Source organism: Niabella pedocola (genome assembly GCF_021044425.1).
GTDB lineage: Bacteria > Bacteroidota > Bacteroidia > Chitinophagales > Chitinophagaceae > Niabella > Niabella pedocola.
Genome location: NZ_JAJNEC010000006.1, coordinates 360,943 through 383,598 on the forward strand (window position 1 = coordinate 360,943; position 22,656 = coordinate 383,598).

General features: G+C 49.4%; 16 protein-coding genes. 5 read left to right on the forward strand and 11 right to left on the reverse strand.

The window, feature by feature from the left end; translation table 11 throughout:
- Nucleotides 1–76: 76 nt before the first annotated feature.
- Together LQ567_RS20860 and LQ567_RS20865 are read right to left on the reverse strand one after the other, a co-directional pair.
- On the reverse strand, nucleotides 77–1,831 hold the full coding sequence (locus LQ567_RS20860) for a RagB/SusD family nutrient uptake outer membrane protein (protein WP_231007691.1): 1,755 nt from the start codon (nucleotides 1,829–1,831) through the stop codon (nucleotides 77–79).
- 12 nt (nucleotides 1,832–1,843) lie between these two features.
- Nucleotides 1,844–5,083: a SusC/RagA family TonB-linked outer membrane protein gene (locus LQ567_RS20865; RefSeq protein ID WP_231007693.1), complete on the reverse strand. Its 3,240-nt coding sequence runs from the start codon at nucleotides 5,081–5,083 to the stop codon at nucleotides 1,844–1,846.
- Nucleotides 5,084–5,390: 307 nt separating this feature from the next.
- Here LQ567_RS20865 and LQ567_RS20870 point away from each other — a divergent pair, with 307 nt between their 5' ends.
- Complete coding sequence (locus LQ567_RS20870; RefSeq protein ID WP_231007695.1) at nucleotides 5,391–6,152, forward strand: rhamnogalacturonan acetylesterase; 762 nt, start codon at nucleotides 5,391–5,393, stop codon at nucleotides 6,150–6,152.
- A 504-nt stretch (nucleotides 6,153–6,656) separates the two neighbouring features.
- Here LQ567_RS20870 and LQ567_RS20875 read toward each other — a convergent pair.
- The 3 genes from LQ567_RS20875 to LQ567_RS20885 form a co-directional block, all read right to left on the reverse strand.
- Complete coding sequence (locus tag LQ567_RS20875) at nucleotides 6,657–8,735, reverse strand: beta-galactosidase trimerization domain-containing protein (protein ID WP_231007696.1); 2,079 nt, start codon at nucleotides 8,733–8,735, stop codon at nucleotides 6,657–6,659.
- Between the two features lie 89 nt (nucleotides 8,736–8,824).
- Nucleotides 8,825–10,018, reverse strand: a complete 1,194-nt coding sequence (locus LQ567_RS20880; protein WP_231007697.1) for a putative glycoside hydrolase — start codon at nucleotides 10,016–10,018, stop codon at nucleotides 8,825–8,827.
- A gap of 5 nt (nucleotides 10,019–10,023) precedes the next feature.
- Nucleotides 10,024–10,767 carry a glucosamine-6-phosphate deaminase gene (locus LQ567_RS20885; protein WP_231007698.1) on the reverse strand — a complete coding sequence of 248 codons (744 nt, stop codon included), beginning with the start codon at nucleotides 10,765–10,767 and terminating at the stop codon, nucleotides 10,024–10,026.
- A gap of 234 nt (nucleotides 10,768–11,001) precedes the next feature.
- Here LQ567_RS20885 and LQ567_RS20890 point away from each other — a divergent pair, with 234 nt between their 5' ends.
- Entirely contained in the window at nucleotides 11,002–12,321 is a 1,320-nt protein-coding gene (locus LQ567_RS20890) for a sugar MFS transporter (RefSeq protein ID WP_231007699.1), read from the forward strand.
- 10 nt (nucleotides 12,322–12,331) lie between these two features.
- Entirely contained in the window at nucleotides 12,332–13,534 is a 1,203-nt protein-coding gene (gene nagA, locus LQ567_RS20895; protein WP_231007700.1) for an N-acetylglucosamine-6-phosphate deacetylase, read from the forward strand.
- Here nagA and LQ567_RS20900 read toward each other — a convergent pair.
- Nucleotides 13,521–14,531: a LacI family DNA-binding transcriptional regulator gene (locus tag LQ567_RS20900; protein ID WP_231007701.1), complete on the reverse strand. Its 1,011-nt coding sequence runs from the start codon at nucleotides 14,529–14,531 to the stop codon at nucleotides 13,521–13,523. The genes nagA and LQ567_RS20900 overlap by 14 nt on opposite strands.
- 125 nt (nucleotides 14,532–14,656) lie before the next feature.
- On the opposite strand from LQ567_RS20900, the gene LQ567_RS20905 reads away from it, so the two are divergent.
- Nucleotides 14,657–16,690, forward strand: a complete 2,034-nt coding sequence (locus LQ567_RS20905; protein ID WP_231007702.1) for a TonB-dependent receptor family protein — start codon at nucleotides 14,657–14,659, stop codon at nucleotides 16,688–16,690.
- Here the strand turns inward: LQ567_RS20905 and LQ567_RS20910 are convergent.
- From LQ567_RS20910 to LQ567_RS20925, 4 genes are all read right to left on the reverse strand, one after another.
- A complete protein-coding gene (locus LQ567_RS20910; RefSeq protein WP_231007703.1) occupies nucleotides 16,687–17,064 on the reverse strand; it encodes a TM2 domain-containing protein in 378 nt (125 codons plus the stop codon). The genes LQ567_RS20905 and LQ567_RS20910 overlap by 4 nt on opposite strands.
- The gene (locus tag LQ567_RS20915) at nucleotides 17,024–17,350 is read right to left on the reverse strand and encodes a DUF2752 domain-containing protein (RefSeq protein ID WP_231007704.1); all 327 of its coding nucleotides are present in this window, start codon (nucleotides 17,348–17,350) and stop codon (nucleotides 17,024–17,026) included. The genes LQ567_RS20910 and LQ567_RS20915 overlap by 41 nt, the downstream gene beginning before the upstream one ends.
- A gap of 209 nt (nucleotides 17,351–17,559) precedes the next feature.
- Nucleotides 17,560–18,837: an ABC transporter permease gene (locus tag LQ567_RS20920; RefSeq protein ID WP_231007706.1), complete on the reverse strand. Its 1,278-nt coding sequence runs from the start codon at nucleotides 18,835–18,837 to the stop codon at nucleotides 17,560–17,562.
- A 5-nt stretch (nucleotides 18,838–18,842) separates the two neighbouring features.
- Nucleotides 18,843–19,778, reverse strand: a complete 936-nt coding sequence (locus LQ567_RS20925; protein ID WP_231007707.1) for an ABC transporter ATP-binding protein — start codon at nucleotides 19,776–19,778, stop codon at nucleotides 18,843–18,845.
- Nucleotides 19,779–19,913: 135 nt separating this feature from the next.
- Here LQ567_RS20925 and LQ567_RS20930 point away from each other — a divergent pair, with 135 nt between their 5' ends.
- Nucleotides 19,914–20,903, forward strand: coding sequence for a zinc dependent phospholipase C family protein (locus LQ567_RS20930; RefSeq protein ID WP_231007708.1), 990 nt, complete (start codon nucleotides 19,914–19,916; stop codon nucleotides 20,901–20,903).
- A 101-nt stretch (nucleotides 20,904–21,004) separates the two neighbouring features.
- On the opposite strand, the gene LQ567_RS20935 is transcribed toward LQ567_RS20930, so the two are convergent.
- Nucleotides 21,005–22,594, reverse strand: coding sequence for an NAD(P)/FAD-dependent oxidoreductase (locus LQ567_RS20935; RefSeq protein WP_231007709.1), 1,590 nt, complete (start codon nucleotides 22,592–22,594; stop codon nucleotides 21,005–21,007).
- Nucleotides 22,595–22,656 lie beyond the last annotated feature (62 nt).

Below are 22,656 nucleotides of genomic sequence, written 5' to 3' on the forward strand. Positions count from 1 at the left end.
GTGCCAATAACTCTCCAAAAAAAAATGAGGCACCCGGCCTCATTTAAAAAGAAGAAATAAAAAGTTCCGTTACCGGTCAATACCCATAGTCCTGCGTGATCTTCGGATTTGCGTCGATCACCGGTTGCGGGATGGGTAACAGCTCACTGTGATTGGCTTTGTACAGTTGGGCTACGTTGGTGACCCAGGCCGCAGTGATGGATCGTGTCCAGTTAACCCGGGTGTATCCCGTAGCACTGGAAGGGGAAGGCCGGTATAATGAATTGGCAAATACTACCTGCTGCGATCCCGGCAGGTAATACATATATTGCGGTATTTTATCATAAGGGGCCTGGAAGTTCATCAGCTTGGTGTAGTTATCTCGCACATCGCTTATTTTTTGGGCCAGCAGGTTCCAGCGGATCAGGTCATATTTGCGGACGCCCTCGCCTCCAAATTCAAAGGAACGCTCTCTCACCAGCGCATCAAAGAATCCCTGTTTATCGGAAGGAGTGGTACCGATGCGGCTTTCATTTCCTTTGAACCCTCTTTTCCGTACCTCCTCAAATGCCTGTATGGCATCGGCCGTAGGACCGTTATTGAGTTCGTTTTCGGCTTCGGCAAACATCAGCAATACATCTGAAAAACGCAGGATCGGCCAGTTAATACCGGTGGCCTGTATCGCAGATGTCAATGCCGGCGTGATCCAGTCGGAACGGAATTTTCCACTGGTCATATTTACCAGGGTTTGCACCGTTTTTGAATTGTCCGCGTTGTTGTAGTATGGAGCGCAGGTTACATCACGGCGGGTGTCGGTAGAATCAAATGAATAAAAATATACCGGAATCACCCGTACGGATCCGTTGCCCAATAACGCCGTATTTCCCGGGATGTAAAAGCGCGGCCCATCATAGTATCCCAGCTTGCTGTCTACTTCACGGGCCATGGCCACTTCAAACAGCACTTCTCCAAACGGATCAATTTTATACGCATCGATACCGTCTTTAAACACCGATTGAAAGCTGGGGTTTAGCGTATGCTGGTCTCTGTGCTGCAGGAGGTCATAACATTCATCCCGCGCAATTTTATAGTAATCGAGGTAATCGGGCTTTCGTTCCATCGTTCCGGACCGGCGCAGGGCATAACCGCCGCGGAATAATGCCAGCCGCGCGCGCAGGGCTTTAACGGTGCCCTTGGTAATGCGTTCATCAGCGGCTACGGCCTTGCGCCAGGGTACCAGCTCCTCGGCCTGTTTCAGATTGGCCAGCAGGGTATCGTAAATAATATCCCGGTCTGTTTTACCCAGGAAAAGGTCGGCCTGGTCAATAGAGGGAATAAAGGGTGCCGGTACATCGCCCCAGTTACGGATCAGTTCAAAGTAAAACTGTGCCCGCAGGGTGAGTGCTTCCCCATGCAGTCTTCTAAGCTCCGTTTTTTCGGCATCCGTTCCGGTGTTGTACAGTTCCATGGCCGGAATATTTTTAATACAGATATTCGCGCGTTCAATGCCCGAATAAAGCTGGTTGAATGGTTGCAGCAACTGTGCGTTGGTGGGCTGAAGGTTGTACCGCGAAAGATCGCGGGAGCTATTGTCCGGCGCAGAAGCGTTGGTAACACCGATCATCTCATCGTTGTCATAAGGATACATCATGCTCAGCCGGCTGCCATAGCCCTGGTCTCCCGCCAGCTGGTCATATGCACCAAGAACGGCACTGCGGGCGTTTACTACGGTACTGAAAATATATTTTTCACCAAATGCCGATTGGGGTTCCAGCGTCAGGTACTTTTTGCAGGAGGCCAGCAGCAGTGCTGCAACACCAAAGAACAATATGAAAGAACGTTGTTTTGTCATAATCAACATGTATTACAGTGAAACATTTACGCCAACAATATAAACTTTACTCCGGGGATAGGCCGAATAGTCCACACCCGGCGTTACAGGTGTTGCCCGCCGGGTATTTACTTCCGGATCATAACCGGAGTAACCTGTGAGCACGGCCAGGTTGTTGACCGTGGTATAAATCCGCAGGCTTTTTAGCCGGATCCGGCGGGCCACCGTTTCCGGAAGCGTATAGCCAAGGGTGATGTTATTGATCCGGAGGAATGAGCCGTCCTCCATTGCCCATGAAGTAGGATACCATGCACCGGAACCGCTGATAGGGATCCAGAGTTTGGCGTTCTGGTTGATGGCTGCCAGCTGGTCGGGCGCAATACCTTTTACAACCTGTTGACCGGATTCGGTCACCACCTGTTGGATCACGTTGCCATTAGCGTCTACAGTGCGCCAGCGGTCTTTCATAATGGCCAGGGAATTGGTATGCGACCCATAGCCGTTGGTGAATTCGATCTTATTAGCGTTATAGATCTTATTGCCATATACAAAGTTCACAAATATACCCAGGTCAAATTGTTTATAGGTAAACCGCTGGTTCATGCCCCCGGAAAATTTGGGATTGGCATCGCCGATGACTGTTTTATCATTTTCATCAATAACATGGTTGCCATCCAGGTCTTTCAGTTTCATCCATCCCGGCTGGGCCGTACCAATGACGCCTGATACATTGGTAACCCCGTCTTTCAATGTATACACGCCGGATGCCGCATCATAATTAAAATCGTTCACCGTATAAAATCCGTCGGATACATAGCCGTACATGGTTCCCAGCGGTTGGCCCACTTGTACAATATAGTCTGCGGGCTGGCCGGATATGCCAAAACCCGAATTGTAGAACTGGTGATCCAGTCCGGTGGCCAGGCGTTCGATCCGGTTCCGGTTGAAGGCGATATTAAATGCCGCATTCCAGGTAAAGTCGGGCTTTTGTATGGGACTGCCGCTCAGTTGCAGTTCAATACCGCGATTGGAGATATTGCCCACATTTTGCAGTTGTGTAACATATCCCGATGAGGAAGCAATGGGCACATCGATGAGCAGGTTGTTCACCGTGTTCTTATAAACATCGGCGGTCAGCTGCAGCCTGTTTTTAAAGAGTGAAAGATCCAGCCCGATATTGCGCGATACGGTGGTTTCCCAGGACAGGTTCTTGTTGGGAAGATTTTCTACCCTGTAGGCTGGTACCACCTGTTCATTGAGCGCATATTTTGCGGAAGGACTGAAAATATTCATATAAAGATAATCGTCGATCCGGTTATTACCGGTGGCCCCGTAACTCACGCGGAGTTTTAAGTCTGAAATGACCGTACTGTTCTCCAGGAATGCTTCCTTCGAAATCCGCCAGGCAAGCGCGCCTGCGGGGAAGTAACCCCATTGACGACCGGGTGCAAATTTGGAGGAACCATCTGCCCGCAGGCTGAAGTTGGCGAGGAATTTATCTTTATAAGCGTAGTTGATCCTGGTAAAAAAGGAAACAAGGTGGCTTTCATAACTGCCGGATTGCGGGTAAGTAGGCACAATGGTGCCGATGCCCTGCTGATTCAGGGCTTTTTCGGCGGAGATGCCTACCGGGAAGTTTTTCAGTTGCAGATCAGTACTCCTGGCTTTTACATTGTAAAATTCATTCCCCAGCAACGCATCAATGCGATGATCGGATGAACGGGAATTGGTGAACGTAAGCACATTTGAATTGGAAAGATTGTAAACATTATTGTTGAGTACCCCTGTCATAGGCATGCTGGCCCCCTGTACACGGGCTTTTGAGGTAATATAATCGTAGAAGGTATTGTAGGTTTGGGTATTATAATTTACACCCAGCGTGGACTTAAAAGAGAACTGTTTGTTGAAGATATAATTGGCATACCCGTTCAGGTTGGTGATGGTATTGAGCTTCTGACTGTATTGGGCATTGCTGAGCTGGATGGGGTTAATGATACCTAATGCATTTCCTGCGTTGGTTTCATCATAATAGGCTTCGTCCAGGTCTTCCGGCGACAGGTTGTTGAGCATGAAGGGCCGGTATTTTACCGTGTGCCGTAGCAGGTTGTACGTGGAAGCCCCCGCATCGGAAGTGCCGGCGCCATCAATACGCTGATTGGTGTACCGTACATTGAATCCTACTTTTAAGGCGTTGCTTACCCGCGTATCCATCCGGAAGGTAACCAGCTTCCGGTTGAAGCCGGAATTCAGCATTACACCGTCTTCGCCATTGCTGGTCAAACTCAGGTTGTATTGTGTGGCCTTGGTGCCTCCGGAAATACCTACGTTGTGGGTTTGCATCAGCGCATCATTGCCAAAAGTGCGTTCCTGCCAGTTGATGAAGGGAACGGATTGATACACGCCCAGGCTGTCCCAGTTCCCATAGATATTGCGGAACGATTGCTGGGCTTCATCGGTAGCCCTGCTTTTCTCGTACTGAAGCATCACGAAATCATATGGCTGCAATACGGGCAGCTCACTGGCCAGTTTTTTGAGCCCGATAAACCCGTTATAACTCACCACCGGTTTGGTTTCCTTGCCGCCTTTTGTGGTAATGATGACAACGCCGTTTGCTCCCCTGGCTCCGTAAATGGAGGTGGCAGAGGCGTCCTTCAGCACATCCACGGATTCGATGTCCTGGGGCGACAAGCCAGAGAGACCACCCTCCACCTGCACACCGTCTACAATATAAAGCGGTGAAGCGTCCTGGGTAATGGATCCGTTGCCTCTTATTTTGATCTGCACATCGGCACCGGGCGCGCCTTCCGAAGTGATGACCTGCACCCCTGCAAGTTTGCCGGTAAGCGCTTCAGCGAGTGAGTTTACGGGTATATCTTTCAGGTCCTTGCTGGTAATGGAGGATACGGATCCGGTAAGGTCTCGCTTTTTTACGGCAGCATAGCCGATCATGACCACCTCATCCATCTCGGCGATGTTTCTGGAAAGTTTAACCTGGAGCGTGCGCTCGTTGCCCACCGGCACCTCCTGGGCGGCATATCCCACATGTTCTATCAGCAATAAGGGTTCCGAGTGACCGGCCGGAATCTGGAGAACGAATTTTCCGTGGGTATTCGTTTGCGTACCCATCGCCGTTCCTTTTAGCAGAACAGTGGCTCCTACAAGCGGGGTATTACCGGCAGAATCCGATATAACGCCGCTGATGCTCCGGTTGTCCTGTGCCTGGGCAAATAAAAAACTAAAACTTATTAAAAGCAGTACTACGATTCTTTTCATTCATGGTATATTTTGATAAATGAATAACCCGGTAAGGACGTTGGGATGATTACCCGACTGGCAACCACGTTCCTGGTTAATGGCTCGCTCAATTTTAAATAAAACCCGTTGACCGGAGCAATGCGTTCTATTCAGAGACAAGATAGATCTTTTTGTTTCAGATCGGCAACACAGTGCTGCTAAAAATTAATGGTATCGTTATCGATAACGATACCGGTGATATTTTTGGGTGTTCCTTTCAGATTTGGTATATAAAGAACTACATTGGCTTATATTTCTGCAATCATTGATCACAAAATCTTCTCGTATGAAAAAAAGAATCCTTGCGTTATGCCTTGTTGTATTGCTGTTCGCATTTAAGGAACAAAAAAAGATCACCATCTATTCCATCGGAGATTCTACGATGTGTGATTATGACCAGCGGTACCTGGATGGCTTTGGCGGTGAAGGGTATCCCATCCGTGGCTGGATGCAGATGATGCCGCAATTCTTTACAGACCAGGTAACCATTCACAATATGGCCCGGAGCGGTAGAAGCTCAAAGAGTTTTAAAGATGAGGGCTGGTGGCAAAAAGTAATTGATGCGGTAAAACCGGGTGACTATATGTTTATTATGTTCGGGCCCAATGATGAAAAACCAGACACGCTGCGACACACGGATCCACAGACCACCTATCGCCAATACCTGGTAGGTTATATTAAAGAAACGAGAGCAAAGGGCGGAATACCGGTGTTGTTTACTTCTATTACCCGCAGAAAGTTTGATAAAGAGGGGAAGGTGTTGCCCGATACGTTTGAACCGTATGCGGCGGAGGTACGGAAAATTGCAGCAGAGATGAAAGTGCCGTTGGTTGACCTGAATGTAAAATCGAAGGCGCTGGTGCAACAATACGGTCCCGAAGATTCAAAGAAACTGTATCTGTATATTGAGCCGGGAAAGTTTACCAAGCTGCCGAAGGGGCGGAAGGACGATACACATCTCTCCGGCGAGGGAGCCACTGAAATTGCAGGCCTGGCAAAGGCGGGTTTGAAAGAATTGAAGCTACCGGTAGCAAAGTACCTGAAATAAGCGAGCGGTGATGGGCCACAAAGGCACAAAGCCGAAAAGAAACACAAAGGCTTTTTCGGGCCACAGAGGCGCTGAATTTTGTATGCACAGTTCACATGGACGATCTTCATGAATAGGTTTCTGGTACTAAACCTTCTGTATAAAACTGTGTCATCTGTGAGCTCTGTTGAGGGCCACGAAGGCACCAGGTCGCTAAGAAGCACGAAGATTTTTAAGCGGTCGCGGAGGCGCTGAATTTTGTATGCACAGTTCACATGGACGATCTTCATGAATAGGTTTCTGGTAACTAAACCTTCTGTATAAAACTGTGTCATCTGTGAGCTCTGTTGAGCGCCACGAAGACACCAGGTAGCTAAGAAACACAAAGACTTTTTGGGGCCGCGCAGGCGATAAATTTTGTACGCACAGTTCACATGGGAAATCTTCAGCGATGTATTGCCGGTACAAAACCCTTCTGTGTAAATCTGTGCCATCTGTGAGCAATCTAAACAGATGGCGGCACCGTTATTTAAACCGCATCACCACCAGATCATACAGCGCCAGCCGCGGCACGGTAAAATAAAGCATTCCTTTTTCCTGCCGGAAAGCCGGTGTGTTGGTGGTTTTGCCGTCGGGACTTAATACCGTTACCTGCTGTATCTTTTTCCCAATCGGTATTTTTAATATAACCTTGATGTTTTCCACGCCCGTGTTTTTGTAATTGAAGTTCACCAGATGCAGCAGCAGGCGGTTCTGCTGTTCCTGTTTGACCAATTCCATGGTCACCGTTTCAGGAGCTTCTACCTGTAATGACAGGTCATCACCGGAGGCCCATTGAACTGCTGCTATCAGCTGTTGATGGTTTTTGGCAAGCCGGAACAATTTCCCGGACATTGCTGCCATGGCGGGTTTCGGTTGGGAGGGAATGACTTCCGGCAGGTAGCAAACCCTGCCTTTGCCAACTGCCCGCCGTTGTTCTTTTACGGCTAAAACAGTCTCCGGTGTACTACGGTTGTGCCATTCCGGTGCCTGTACGCCAAAAAGATCGTAAAGACCGAAGTTGTCTTTCCGTTGATGCCAGCTGGTGTATAAGGAAGTATGCTCGGTGGCAATAAGGCCGCCGCCTTTACGCACAAAATCGCGGATGCGTTCCTGCTGTTCATCGGTAAGACATTCCTGGTCTGCCAGTACCAGTACCTTATAGCGCTCCAGGTTTTTTAACTGTTCATCAAAAATAATATCAAACGGGATCCTGCCCTGGATAAGGCTTTGTTCAAAAAGAAAGGTACTTTGATAAGGACGGTCGTTGTTAAAAGCCATTGTATGAAAGGTATGCAGCACGGCCACATCGGCAATGTTCTTGGTATGACTATAATACCCCACATGCTCACGGAAAAACTGTATATAATCTTTTTGATCGGCTGATAGTTCCAAAGGCAACCGGTGGTTACCACCTTCCATTTCTTCCTGGCCTCCGATCAGGCCGATGCCATCACGGTTATAAGCCAGTATCTCTGCCATTTTTAATTTACTGTCGCTGGTATTGGTAAACACCCGGTTATCCAGGGTGCGCGCCATTTTAAAGGTCCGGATCTTGGAAAGCAACGTACCGTCTGCCGTGAGTTCCGTATGTTCCCCTTCCGTCCAGAAATAATTGGTATGCGCCAGGATGCGCGGAAAATCAACACTCTCATTCCACATCGCATTACGCCCATCGAGTCCGTGCGGATTGCATTCTACAGCCACTTCAGGATTCAGGCTCCGGATGTATTGGGCCATTTCCCCGTAGTAATCGGCCAACCGCTGGCAACGGAAATCAGTCCACTCCTGTGCCAGCGGATCATGCAGGATGCTGATATTTTTTGAATAAGCAGGCGGCTCTACATAATCTACATTACTAAAACCGAGCCGTTGTTTGCGTTGCTCGGGCGTATATTTTTTGCGTAAAAATTCCCGGAACTGTTCCACCGCCAGCGGATGATAAAAAACCGGGGCGATAGCCTGTATAGACGAATTGTCGAAATGGATCAGGTCTGCTTTCAGGTCCTCAATGGCAATTTTTAAAACCCGTTTAATATAGGCCTTATACCCCTCATGCTGAAAGTATACCAGTTTGCGGAAGGTTTGGCTGCCATAGGTGACGGCCTGTCCCATATAAGGGGGTACAATCCAGTTGGCTGCTTCCGGTACTTCGGGCAGAAAGGTTTCATAAGGCATGGTGGCGCCTACATATACACCCACTTTCAGCCCGTATTTTTTGCAAAGCGCTGCCAGCTTCCGTGATGCATCTATCTCCTCTTTTTCGGCATCGAGTCCAAACCCTTTGTAAAAAAAAGCCATCACCATCGTGGCGCCCATTTCCTTGTATTTTTTTACCTGAACTTCGGTGGAGGCCTTTTGGTACACGCTATCCATCCATACGGGATTGGCACCCACCCGCCGACGGAAGGTTGGTTTTACATCCCAGTTGCCGATCATGATCACCGGGAAGTCATCGGCCCATTTGGGCTCGGCCTTTTGCACCGGTGGCGATGACTGCGTGAGGGCTTTAAACGATAATAATATTCCGACTGCTGTACAAACCAGCCTCAATCGTTGTTTCATATGCCTGTAATTTTTTATCAAGGAGCTCCGGCCTGACGGAGCATATATTTTATCGGTGAACACTGCGGCAAATAAAGTAACCGCTGCCCTTATTCCTTTATAAGGATCATACCCGATCCGGGTTGCAGCTGCAATGTTTTTTGTTTTAAGGAACCGTTTAAGGTTTTCCAGTGGCCCCCGGGAACAGCAATGCGCGCTGTATCCTGCGGAGAAGGGTTCACGTAAACGATTCCATTTTGATACCGCCGGGTCCATACCTGCTGTACCGGATGCGCTTGCTCAACCGGAGCACCTATACTAATATCCAGCTCCGGCCGGTAATGAAACTCCTGGTAAATGGCTTTCTTTTCAAAGCCGGTTACGGCCAGCAAACTTTGTGGTCCGCGCAGCAACAGGAAGTTGGCGATCACCCATTCAATTTGCGCGGGATCTGCCTGGTCCATCGTGCCACGGATCTGGTTAATGGATATATATCCTTTTGAAGGCACTATCCGTTCTAAAATAGTACGCTGCCATTCCCAGGCCTTGCCCGTTATGTTTTTGCCGGTATGCGTAAAACCATTTTCGTCCAGCCAGATGTCGGCGCCCTGCATCATGCGCAGCACCACATCCATTGGCGCGCTGGAGGCCTTAATATTGGCGGCAACAGCTACTCCCAGGGGATGCAGCTGGTCGGCAAGAAACTGAATCCAGCTGATCATGCTTTGCTGGAATGCCGTATCATTTTTTTTACCGGTATAAAGCTGCTCCCATTTTCCATTTACAAAACGGCCGGCGGCTCCCGGCCAGTTGCCCAGGTCTACATTGTCCATTGCTACTACGCGGTAGCCCTTTTGCACCGCCGGTAGTATAAATTCGCTGAGATAATATTGCCTTACAGCCGGGTTGGAAACATCCAGGGGAACGAGTCCGCCAAAGTCATAAATATAACCATAGGCCGGTGTTGTTTGGTCTGCCTGGTAAAGGATCCAGTCCGGATGATTTTTTTTATACCATTCGATATCGCGCTTGCGGTCAGGGTTGCGTACTGAAGGAAAGTACCGGCTGGCCACAATGTTACCGGGTTGTTTTGGATGACCGGAGCCCCAGATAAAGTATACCTTGTTACGATGCTGAAGATATACCGATGGATCCGGAACACCTCCGTCAAAGATCTGCGCCAGCGGCAATCCGTCGGCAGGAATGGCCCCCAACGGCCGGTTGGCGGCGGGTTGCGCATGCACCGATACTATGGTCGATGCAATAGCCAGTAACAGTAGGATATGGCGGATCCGGCCCGGCATCTGTTTTATTTAAAGGCGGGCGCCAGCAAAGCGGCAGAGGTTTCATCCAGATACAAGCTGCAGGAGGGGTGCTCCTGTAAAATACTTGCGGGGAAGAGCGGGTTTACCGGCTGCTCCACGCTATTCTTAATGGCCTGCGCCTTACGGCTGTCCGGTACAGAGCAAATGATATGCGCAGATTTCATGATCTGTTTTACAGACATGCTGATGGCCTGCGCCGGCACATCGTTTATGGTGGCAAACCATCCTTCGCCCATTTGTTGCAGCCGGCATTTTTCATCCAGGTTTACAATCAGGTAAGGATCTTCGGTATGGAAATCGGCGGGAGGATCATTAAACGCCAGGTGCCCGTTTTCCCCGATGCCCACCAGGGCAACATCAATAGGGTATTGCCGGATCAGCCCGTTTAAACGCTGGCGCTCTGCTTCGGCGTCGTTTTCTCCGTTTATGAGATAATAGGCTTTTAGCGGGCCTACCTTATCCAGGAAACGTTCTTTGAGATATTTTCTGAAGCTCGCAGGATGGGTAACGGGAAGCCCGATGTATTCGTCAAGGTGAAACATCACTACCTTGCTCCAGTCAATGTCTTCCCGGATCAGTTGTTCAATTGTCTGAAACTGGCTGGTGCCGGTGGCAAGGATGATGTTTGCTTTTCCGGTTTGCTCAATAGCCCGGCGGATGAGGATGGCGGTTTGTGTTCCGGCGGCATTTCCAAGGGCATACTTATCGTTTTGTATGATCAATTCCATAGCAATAAACTTAATTTAAAAGGTGAAGCGATGCATACATCGCATGATCAAAAGTATCAATTAACCAAGAGGAATGAAAGCCGGGCGGCGAATAAAACAACGGTAACGTTATCGGCAAGGATCCCGGTAACGTTACCGGATATTTGTGGGCGCTAAAAAGAAGTAGCACATCAATAATCAATACCTTAGCAAAAACGATCAAAAGCCATCAACCGGCTGATCCCGACGATAAATATGAAAGAGAAAAATACAAACGTATCTGCTGCTGCACTTACAAACAAACAGGTGGGGGTTTCCATAGGCATCATTGCCGTGGTATTTTTTGTGATCGGCTTTATCTCCTGGGTAAACTCTATCCTGATCCCCTATTTCAAGATCGCCTGTGAGCTCACTACCTTTGAGTCGTACTTTGTTACATTCGCTTTTTATATTTCCTACCTGATTATTTCGGTGCCTGCTTCTTATCTCTTAAAGCGAACCGGATTTAAAAAGGGAATGGCCATTGGGTTTGGGGTGATGGCCATCGGAGCCTTTCTGTTTATACCCGCCGCCGCCGTTCGTACTTATGGCCTGTTCTTAACCGGCTTGTTTGCGCTGGGAGTGGGGCTGTCTGTGCTGCAAACCGCGGCCAACCCGTACATTACCATCCTGGGGCCCATCGACCGGGCCGCACAACGCATCAGCATCCTGGGGGTGTGTAACAAAGGCGCAGGGATACTGGCCCCGCTGATTTTTGCAGCCGTTATTTTGCGTAAAACGGATACGGAACTGTTCAACAGGATTCCGTTGATGCAACCCGGCGAAAGAGCGCTGGTGCTGGATGAACTCATTCAGCGGGTAATGGTCCCTTATTTCGTGGTGGGCGTTGTGCTGTTGTTGCTGGGGCTGCTGATTCTGAAATCGCCATTGCCGGAGATCAATACGGAAAAGGAAGATCCGGAGGTGTCCAGGGCAAATGCGGATAAAAAAAGCATTTTCGATTTTCCCTACCTGATCCTGGGGGCCGTTGCCATCTTCCTGCATGTGGGTACACAGGTAATCTCCATTGATACGATCATCGGCTATGCCACTTCCATGCACATGCCCTTGCTGGAGGCAAAGGTTTTTCCTTCCTATACGTTGTTTGCAACCATCTGCGGGTACCTGCTGGGCGTGATCCTCATACCCCGGTTCATCAGCCAGAAACGGGCGTTGCAGGTATGTACCTTGCTGGGCACTCTGTTTTCATTACTGATCCTTCTTATTAAAGGCAGCAGTACATTCCTGGGGCATACCATCGATGCCTCCATCTGGTTTATAGCGCTGCTGGGCCTGGCCAATTCACTTATATGGGCCGGCATCTGGCCGTTGGCTATAAACGGATTGGGACGGTTTACCAAACTGGGGGCTTCGGTGATGATCATGGGATTGTGCGGTAACGGTATCCTGCCGCTGGTATACGGCCACCTGGCAGACCTGCATGGTACCCGTGAGGCGTACTGGGTATTAGTGCCCTGCTATGCCTACCTGGTTTTTTATGCATTCTATGGACACCGTATAAAAAAATGGTCGTAAATTCAAACAGATGGAACGTTATCTGAAAATTATCAATGCCCGGATTCTTACGCCCCGGCGGATCATTAACGAGGGTACATTAATAGCCGCAGAAGGGCGCATTGTGTATGTGGGGGAGCAAAACCAGGAACTGCCCGGCGCCCTGGAAATCGATGCGGAAGGCCGTTTCCTGGCTCCCGGATTTATTGACCTGCATGTACACGGCGGCGGCGGATATGATTTTATGGATGGCACCGAAGAGGCATTTCTTCAAATAGCGGCAACGCACGCACAGTATGGCACCACAGCATTATATCCTACCACCCTTACCAGCGAAAAGCAGCGCCTGCTGGATACACTGGATGTTTTTGAAAGTGCGCAACAACGGAACACACATGGAGCACAGCTTTTAGGCATGCACCTGGAAGGGCCTTATTTTGCGATGAACCAGCGCGGAGCACAGGATCCGCGTTATATCCGTAACCCCGATCCCGAAGAGTATAAAGAAGTGATCGGGTACTCCCGTGCTATTAAACGCTGGAGCGCCGCACCGGAGCTGGAAGGGGCCATCGAATTGGGGCAATTTCTCCTGTCGAAGAACGTACTTCCTGCTATTGCACATACGGACGCGGTATATGATGAAGTGGTTACCGCTTTTGAAAACGGGTATACACTCGCCACGCACTTTTATTCGGGAATGTCCGGAGTTTCAAGAAGGAACGGCTACCGGTATGCGGGCGTTATTGAAAGCGGCTACCTGATCGACGCAATGGATGTGGAAGTGATCGCCGATGGCATTCATCTGCCGGCACCGTTATTAAAATTGATCGTAAAGATCAAGGGCGCCGACCGGATTGCGCTGATCACCGATGCCATGCGCGCTGCCGGTATGCCGGAGGGCGAGAGTGTGCTGGGGGGCAAAACAAACGGGTTAAAGGTCATTGTAGATAAAGGCGTGGCCTGGCTCCCGGACCGCAGTTCGTTTGCCGGTAGTGTGGCCACTGCCGACCGTCTTGTACGGAATATGGTGAACCTGGCAGACGTTCCGCTGGCGGATGCAGTGCGGATGATAACCGCTACACCGGCCCGTATTATGGGCATCGATGGGCAAAAGGGAGCACTGGTTGCCGGTAAGGATGCCGACCTGGTGCTTTTTGATGCGCAGGTGCATATCCATAAAACGATCATCGGAGGACGCGTTGTTTATAGCAGGGATGCCGTTAACGCCGGGTAGATTCCCGCTCGATCAGCGTGCCCGGAAGGGTTACTTCCTCGGGGATGAAATTCCGTTTACCGATATGTTTTAAAAGGAGCTCACAACTTTTTTTACCGATCTCAAATGCCGGTTCGGCAATGGTGGAAAGCGTGGGAGAAACAATGGTAGCAGCGGGGTCGTTGGTAAAACCGATAATACCTACCTGTTTGCCGATTTGAATGCCCTGTTCTTTCAGGGCGATCATGGCACCGATTGCCTTGCGGTCGTTTGCAGCAAAAATGGCGTCAGGCCGCTGTTTCAGGCTGAAAAGTTTAGCCGCATCCGACTGCCCGTTTTCCTGTGAAAAGCCCGAATGAATGATCCATTGCTCTTTTACGGGCAAGCCGTGTTTTTGCAGGGCGTCCAGGTATCCTTTTTTTCGTTTCTGGGTAAAACCCAATCCTTCGGGTCCCGCAATATGGGCAATTTTCCGGTACCCCTTTGCTATCAGGTGCTCCACTGCTTCAAAAGCGCCATTGTAATCATCCTGCATGACCTTGGAAGTGTGGATGGCATCCGGCACCCGGTCAAAAAACACGATGGGTACTCCGGTATCGATCACCTGCTGGAAATGACTGTAGGCGTCTGAATCAGAAGAAACAGCGATCAGCAACCCATCCAGGTTCGATACGGCGAGATTTTTAACGATGGACAGCTCCCGTTCCGGATCATCGTTGGTGATATGCAGGATGATATTGTAGTCCTGCTCATAAGCCACTTCCTGGATTCCGGTGATCACCGTTGAAAAATAATAATTGGTTACAAAGGGCAGGATCACTGCCAGGTTGTGCGAACTGCGGTTTACCAGCCCGGTGGCATTGAAATTGGGGCGGTAATTGAGTTCGCTGGCCATGGCCAGTACTTTTTCCCGGGTTTCCTGGTTTACATCATACGTGTCTCTTAATGCACGGGAAACCGTTGATACGGAAATATTCAGCTTTTTGGCAATATCCTTTATGGTAACAAATCGACCCATGTAAACGCTTTATCGAATAGTAAATGTGCTTACGGTGAAGATACTGAAATATGGGCAGAGCTGCAGCGCGCTGGATATCAGCCCGGAATCTTTTTTGTTTGCCTGAAAAGTTGCATTTTTATAGCGTGAGGTACTTAATTCTTTTCTTTTTTCTTCTAAACACGCAGGTAATCGCTGCGCAGGAAACCGATTCCGTTAAAACCATCGATCCCGTTACGGTTACTGTAAGGGCCTTTCAGCAAAAGGAGGATATTACAACAGCCGTGGTGCGCCGGGTGGAATATGCAGTGCCTTCCAGCAAAAGTGCATTGGTTACGGCTATGAATACGATAGCAGGTGTGCGCATGGAAGAGCGTTCGCCCGGAAGCTACCGGATCAATATCCGGGGCAGCTCGCTGCGCTCACCTTTTGGCGTAAGAAATGTAAAAGTGTATTGGGGCGGGATTCCGCTTACTGATCCGGGTGGTAATACCTACTTCAACCAGCTGGCGTTTAATAATTTTAATGCGATTACTATTTTTAAAGGTCCGGCTTCGAGTATGTATGGCGCCGGCACCGGCGGACTGATCCTGATCGATCCTCCCGCAGCAACAAAGAGTGGTGGGGGCGTGGAATATTTTACCGGCACGTACAATGCACACCATCTCCTGGCGGAAGGCACCTTGACTAAAGATAACTACATCAATACCGTTACCTACGCGCACGATCAGTCCGATGGGTACCGCGCGCAATCGGCTATGCAGCGCAATAATTTCAGCTGGAATACGCGGATGAAATGGAAGAACCAGGAACTGATCGCCTCTGTGCTTTTTTCAGATCTGTATTATCAAACACCGGGAGCTCTTACATTACAGGAATATCAGCAAAATCCGCAGGCAGCACGCCCAAAAGCAGGAGCTTTTCCGGGTGCAGAACAGATCAATGCCGCTATCTGGCAAAAAACGCTTACGGCAGGGGTAACCCATAAACAAAAGTTCGGGCCTTACTGGAGCAATACTACAACGGGGTATGGAGCCTACGCACTGGTTAAAAACAGCGCGGTCCGCAACTTTGAGCAACGGAAAGAACCGCATTTCGGAGGCCGTACGGTATTTGATTTTGACAGGAAATGGGGCAGCACCGGTCTTCAGTGGAGTACGGGCCTGGAAGCCCAACAGGGCTATTCCACCATCCGTGTGTCCGATAATAGGAACGGCCGGCCGGATACCCTGCAAACAGATGATGATGTCACCATCAGCACGTACAGCATTTTTACCCAGGGCATCCTTTCATGGAAGAGCTGGAGCTATACCGCTGGTGTTAGCCTGAACCGGAGCCGGCTGCAGTTTACCCGTTTGAACGCCTATCCGGTTACCGAACAGGTATTCCGCTATAATAACGAAGTGGCGCCACGGTTCACCGTACTGAAAAAGTTTGGACCGGTAGACCTGCTGGGCACCGTATCCCGTGGCTTTTCGCCGCCAACCGTGGCAGAGGTATTACCCTCTACCACCATTATTAACCCGGATCTGAAGGCAGAGCATGGATGGAATTATGAGCTTACGGCAAGAAAATCATTATGGAAGGGGCAGTTGCACCTGGAAGCCACCGGCTTTTATTTTAACCTGAGCCAGGCACTGGTGCAGCGCCGCGATTCCTCCGGTGCCGATTATTTTACCAATGCCGGAAATATCCGTCAGAAAGGAGCGGAGCTGTATGCGAATTATATACATTTCTTTCCCACAGGCCTGCTGAATTATCTGAATATTACCGCCAATTATGCACACAGCCATTTTAAGTACAGCGATTTTATGAAAACAGGCCAGGACTATTCCGGCAAATGGGTGCCGGGCGTACCCATGAATACGCTGAACACTCAACTGGGCCTGGCCCTGAAGCCCGGCATTTATACCGATGTGAACTATTATACCGCCGCTGCAATTTTTTTAAATGATGCCAATGCGGCGCAAGCACCGGCCTATCACCTCCTGGGAATAAAACTGGGATACCGGAAACCGGTAAAGGCGGTTGATATAAATGTGTATGCCGGTGTAGATAACCTGTTCAATGAAACCTATAGTCTGGGAAATGATATCAATGCTGCCGGAGGCCGCTATTATAATGCGGCACCGCTCAGGAATTACTACCTGGGTGCCGCAATAGGACTACGCAGGCATTAAAAGTTACGGGGCTGGTTAAAGGCCGCAGCAATCAATGCGGCTACTTCGTAAGCCTGTTTGGCGTTATAACGGGTGGTAAGTGCATTAATATTAATGATGTCCACGATGGTCCCGATCAGGCAGAGCCCGCCTGTTAGCAGGTAAATAATACCCAGTGCAATATCGCCGGTAATGAGCCGGTGAATACCCGCCACGCCTACAAATCCCAGCAGCGATAATAACAGGAGCTCCTGGCGTGATTTTCTTCTCCGCTGATAAAGCATCAGGAACTGTTCCTGTTGCGGTACGCTCATATCGCGGGTGATGTTGAGGATTGTTACTAATTCATCGTATTCAATATCCGGGATGGCCCGTAATACTTGTTCCTGGTTCATAATTATTGTTTTTGTTGGTTATAGGTAGTGATTTGATCGTTTGCCAGATCAGCACTGCAGTGGCGGGAATGCCCAATTTATGCTCCTGCCAGGCCGTGCCAAAATGAAGATGAAGCGTGTGGTGCATGGCATGCCCGATGCCGCATCCAGGACACCAGCTGATACCGAGGGCCCTGAACGGACAAAGCGAAAAACTGCTTGCTGTGTTCATAAAAAACAACAGGATCAATACCGCACTCCAGGTGATCGTTTCGCCGTATTTTAAAAGGAATGCCTGCACGTTCATAGAACAAATCTACTAAACTCCGGGGCTGTTTGGAAAACCGATATCGGTAAGCGGGACTCAAACGGCGGTCAATTGCACATTTTTTAATTTGAAAATTTGTGAATGTGGAAATTTGAAAATGGAGATACGGTCTCCTGAACCAGGAGCTGGTGCATCACATCGAACAGGAACGCTGTGAACCTTAAACCTTGAACTTCAAACCCGTAACATCACTTCCGCATCGCCCAGCGGATCATTTCTTTCCAGGTGGGTTTTTTACCATACATTAAAATACCCGTCCGGTAAATTTTTCCGGCAAACCAGGTAACGAACAGGAAGGAGGCCATCAGCACAAACATGCTCAATGCCAGTTGCCAGTAGGGAACAGTGCCGGGCATCCCATATGGTACACGGGCCATCATCACCAGGGGGGAGGTAAAAGGAATGATACTGCCCCATACAGCCAGCGGACTACCCGGATCCTTTGCAGCCGTCATCATAATGAAGAAGGCGAAAATAATGATCATCGTAATGGGAAAGCTAAGCGATTGCGCCTCACGCATGTCCTCATTTACAGTGCTTCCAACGGCTGCATAAATAGAGGCATAAAAGAAAAATCCGCCCAGGAAATAGAAAACAAAAAGGGCAAGGATGACGGGTACATTGGTGCTGGTGAACAATTGCTGTACCCCGCCCACGGCGCCGGTAAGCGCGCTGTTGTTCAGCATACCGGATCCGGCCCGGGTAGCATTGTAAATAATAAAAATAAAGGCAATCCAAAGCAGGAACTGGGTAAGCGCCACACAGGCAATGCCGATGATCTTACCAATCATCAGCTGGAAGGGCTTTACGGAAGACACGATGATCTCCGCGATCCGGTTGGTTTTTTCTTCCATCACGCCCATCATCACCTGGGCGCCGTAAATAATCAGGATAAAATATATCAGGAAACCGGATACAAAACCGATACCATAGGCCACGGATGCATCCGTTGTTTTGTGTTCCATGTTCTCCGATTTTACCTTCAGCTGGCTTTCATTAAGCAATTGTTGCTTGAGGGTATCGATGCCCAGGTTCTCGTATTTGATCTCATTCCAGATCGTATTCAGTTTGGTTTGTACATCGGATACCGCACCCAGTGTTTTTTTTGATTTTACTACCAGCTGGTCAGGGGAGTGGCTCACCATCGTATTGGCGGGGATCACCAGGTAGCCGTCAAATCCTTTTTGCTCAAATTGCTTGTCGAGCGTGGCAGGCATTTCCTGTACCAGTGTGAAGGTACTGTTAGGGAAATCCTTGTTGGCCTTGTCGATGCGTTGCTGTGTAAAGCTTCCGGAGGAGTCAATAATTGCGATCTTCAGCTTTGTACCTGCTTTTTCAGAGAGATAAGACGTACCGAAGATCAGGGCCAGGTAAAGCAGCGGAAACAACAGGGTAGTGATGATGAACGTGCGTTTACGAACCCTGCTCAGGTATTCGCGTTGTATAATTAAGGAGATCTTATTCATAGAAATCAGTCTTGAAGCGTTTGGAATTGACGCGCCAGCGGTGTGCCCTCCACCTGGCGGATAAAAATATCGTTTAACGACGGCAACAGCTCATTAAAGGATTCGATGGCACTGCCGGCATTTAGAAAATGTGCCAGTACCTGGTTATTGCTCACTTCAGGATGTTTCTGGATCACCAGGGCATCGGATGAAGCCTGTTTTACCGTAAACAATTCCGGGGCTGCTGTTTGCGGCGGTGTGCCGGCAAAGGAAATCTTATAAAGATGTTCTTTAAAATCCTGTTTGATTCCCTGAACCGTGCCGTCGAGGATTTTCTGGCCCTTATTCACCAGGATGATATGATCACAGATCTCCTCCACCTGTTCCATCCGGTGTGTACTGAAAATAATAGTGGCACCGTTGCGTGCAAGGTTAAAGATCTCATCCTTGATCAGGTTGCTGTTAACCGGATCCAGTCCGCTGAATGGTTCGTCCAGGATGATCAGCCGTGGCTGGTGCAGCACAGTCGTTACAAACTGCAGCTTTTGCTGCATACCCTTGGAAAGGTCCTCCACCTTTTTATTCCACCAGGAGTCCATTTGCAGTCTGGAAAACCAGGTCTTTAAACTTTCGATGGCATCCCTTTTCTTCAATCCCTTCAACTGGGCAAGATACAATGCCTGTTCCCCGATCTTCATTTTTTTGTACAGTCCCCGCTCTTCCGGCATATACCCGATCTTGCCGATATCGTTAACGGGATCAAAAGGATGGCCCTCGAGTGTAATGGTTCCGGCATCGGGATAAAAAATTCCGGTAATCATACGGATCAGCGTTGTTTTCCCGGCGCCATTGGGGCCCAGCAGTCCAAAGATCTGTCCTTCTGAAATGGAGAAACTGATGTCATCTACCGCCTTTTGGGTGGCAAAATATTTTTTTAGATGAGCAACCTGCAGCAAGTCCATATAAGTGATTTAAGAGTGTAAATATAGCAAACCGGTAACTTCCCCCATTAATTAATTGATAAGAGGACGGGTACCGGTATGCGCTGGTTTTTGCTTTGAAGATTTTACCGCACCTTTGCAGCATTATTTTAAAATATGAAGAAAAACATACAGATCGGAATACTGTTAATGGCACTGGTAGCAGGCCTGAGCAGCTGGGGCTTCCTTGTACACCGTACGGTTAACCAGCTGGCTGTTTACGGACTGCCCAAAAAAATGCAGGCCTTTTTCTATACTCATATGGATAGCCTGGTGTATAACGCACCCCGGCCGGATCAGCGGCGAAATGTAGATCCTGCGGAGGGCAATAAACATTTCCTGGATGGAGAATATTACGGCGATAATGCCTTTGATATCATTCCGCATAAATGGGAAGATGCCGTGGCAAAATATACGGCAGACACCCTGAAGAAATATGGCACCCTGCCCTATGTGGTGGTGGAAACCCAGCAGAAGCTGACGGAAGCCTTTCGCAAAAGAAACAGGGACAGCATTATTTTCTATGCCACGGACCTGGGGCATTATATTGGTGATGCGCACGTGCCGCTGCACACATCCATCAATTACGACGGGCAGCTGACCAATCAACAGGGATTGCATGATCTTTGGGAAACCACCATTCCCGAAACGGAACTGGCAGGGTTTGCAATCAAAAGCCGGCATAAGGCGCAGTACCTGCCCTCTGTTGAAAATGCCATCTGGGATATCCTGAAGCATACTCATTCCCAGCTGCCGGTAATGTTTGCTACGGAGCAGGAAGTGTCAAAAAATTTTTCCGATACGGCACGGAAATACCGCTGGGAATTCCGCTGGGGAAAGAACCGCCGGTTCTATTCTAAAGAATTTGCTACAGCGTTTCATAAAGCATTAAAAGGATCTGTTGACGAACAGCTGATCCGCAGTGCCAATGCCTTATCGGATTTCTGGTACACCGCCTGGGTAAATGCCGGCCGGCCCGATCTGGGCAGCCTGGTAGCACAACCATATAAAAAGAAGCAGTTCCGTAAGGAACGCAAGGCTTACCGGAAAAACCGGTTGATCGAAAAGGGATGGCTGATCAGTAATAATTTCAGAACGAGAGACTAGGGGAGAAATCCTAAATCTCAAATTCTAAATGCTAAGTCTCGATTCTCAACTCTCGATTCTCAAGTCTCAAGTCTCAAATCTCAAATCTCAAATCTCGAATCTCAACTCTCCAGCTTCAAACAAATCATCTTCGCAACCCGTTCACCATCCATGGCGGCGCTTACAATACCTCCGGCATACCCGGCGCCTTCGCCGCAGGGATAGAAATTGGCAAGTTGAGGATGCTCCAGGGTGTCCGTGTCTCTCGGAATGCGTACCGGTGATGAGGTGCGCGATTCGGTAGCTACGATAACGGCGTCATTGGAATAGTAGCCCCTGATCTTATTACCAAACAGCTGAAAGCCGCGTTGCAGGGCTGTGGTTACAAAAGGAGGCAGTACCTCCCATAAAGGAGCGGAATGAAGCCCCGGTAAATAAGAGCAGTCCGGCAGTGATTGCGAAAGCCTGCCTTCACAAAAATCAACCATACGCTGGGCGGGTGCCACCAGGTGACCGCCACCTGCCTTAAAAGCTAATTGTTCTACCCATTGCTGAAAGTAAAGCAGGAACAGCGGACTATTTAACGCTGCACCATATGCTTTTTTGAATGCGGGAACTGCATGTACATCTTTTTCTTCCACCTGTACCACAATGCCCGAGTTGGCATAGGGATTATTGCGCTTGGAGGGCGACCACCCGTTTACGACGATCTCATCCTGATCTGTGGCAGCAGGGGCAATGATACCACCGGGACACATACAGAAGGAAAATACGCCCCGGTCGCCTACCTGTTGCACCAGGCTGTAGGAGGCAGGAGGCAGCCATTCGCCGCGGGAATCGCATTTGTATTGGGCCCGGTCGATCAGTGTTTGCGGATGCTCTGCCCGTACACCCAGGGCAAAAGGCTTGGCTTCGATCTGCAGGCCTTCGTTATGCAGCAGGTGAAATACATCACGTGCAGAATGACCGGTGGCCAGGATCACCGCTGCCGCGGTAAATGCATCGCCGTCGGCCGTTTTTACACCCTTAAGAACGCCTTTGTCGGTAATAAAACCGGTTACTTTTTTGTTGAAATGAACAGTTCCGCCGCTGGCCTCAATCTGTTCGCGCATGGCCGTAATGATCTGGGGCAGTTTATTGGTGCCGATATGGGGATGCGCCTGGTACAGTATTTTTTCCTCGGCTCCGAAGCGTACAAACGTGTTCAGGATTTTGTTAATATCGCCCCGTTTATTGCTGCGGGTGTAGAGTTTGCCGTCGCTATAGGTACCGGCGCCGCCTTCCCCGAAGCAATAATTGCTTTCGGGATTCATAACGCCCTGTTTATTGATCGCCGCCAGGTCGCGCCGGCGGGTACGCACATCCTTCCCGCGCTCTAGCACAATGGGCCGGATCCCTTTTTCAAGGAGCTGCAGGGCGGCAAAAAGCCCGGCCGGTCCGGCGCCCACAATGATCACTTCGCGGGTGGCCTTATGCACGTCTTGGTAAACAGGCTGGATCAGCTCCCGTTCCTTTGCCGGCTCATCTACATACACCAGCAGGGATAGCTGGATCATGGGCTGACGTCCACGGGCGTCGATTGAACTTTTTAAAATTGTATACCCCGAGACGGTCCCCGGGTTTTTACCCAATGTACGGGTAATATAAGGAAGAAGCTGTACTGCGTCTTCCGCCTCTTCAGGCTTTACGCGAAGCGTGATGGTTTGCTGCATATGTCCGATTTTTATCCGGAAAATTTTTACAAAGAAATGAAAATTTCACGGCAGATACCGGA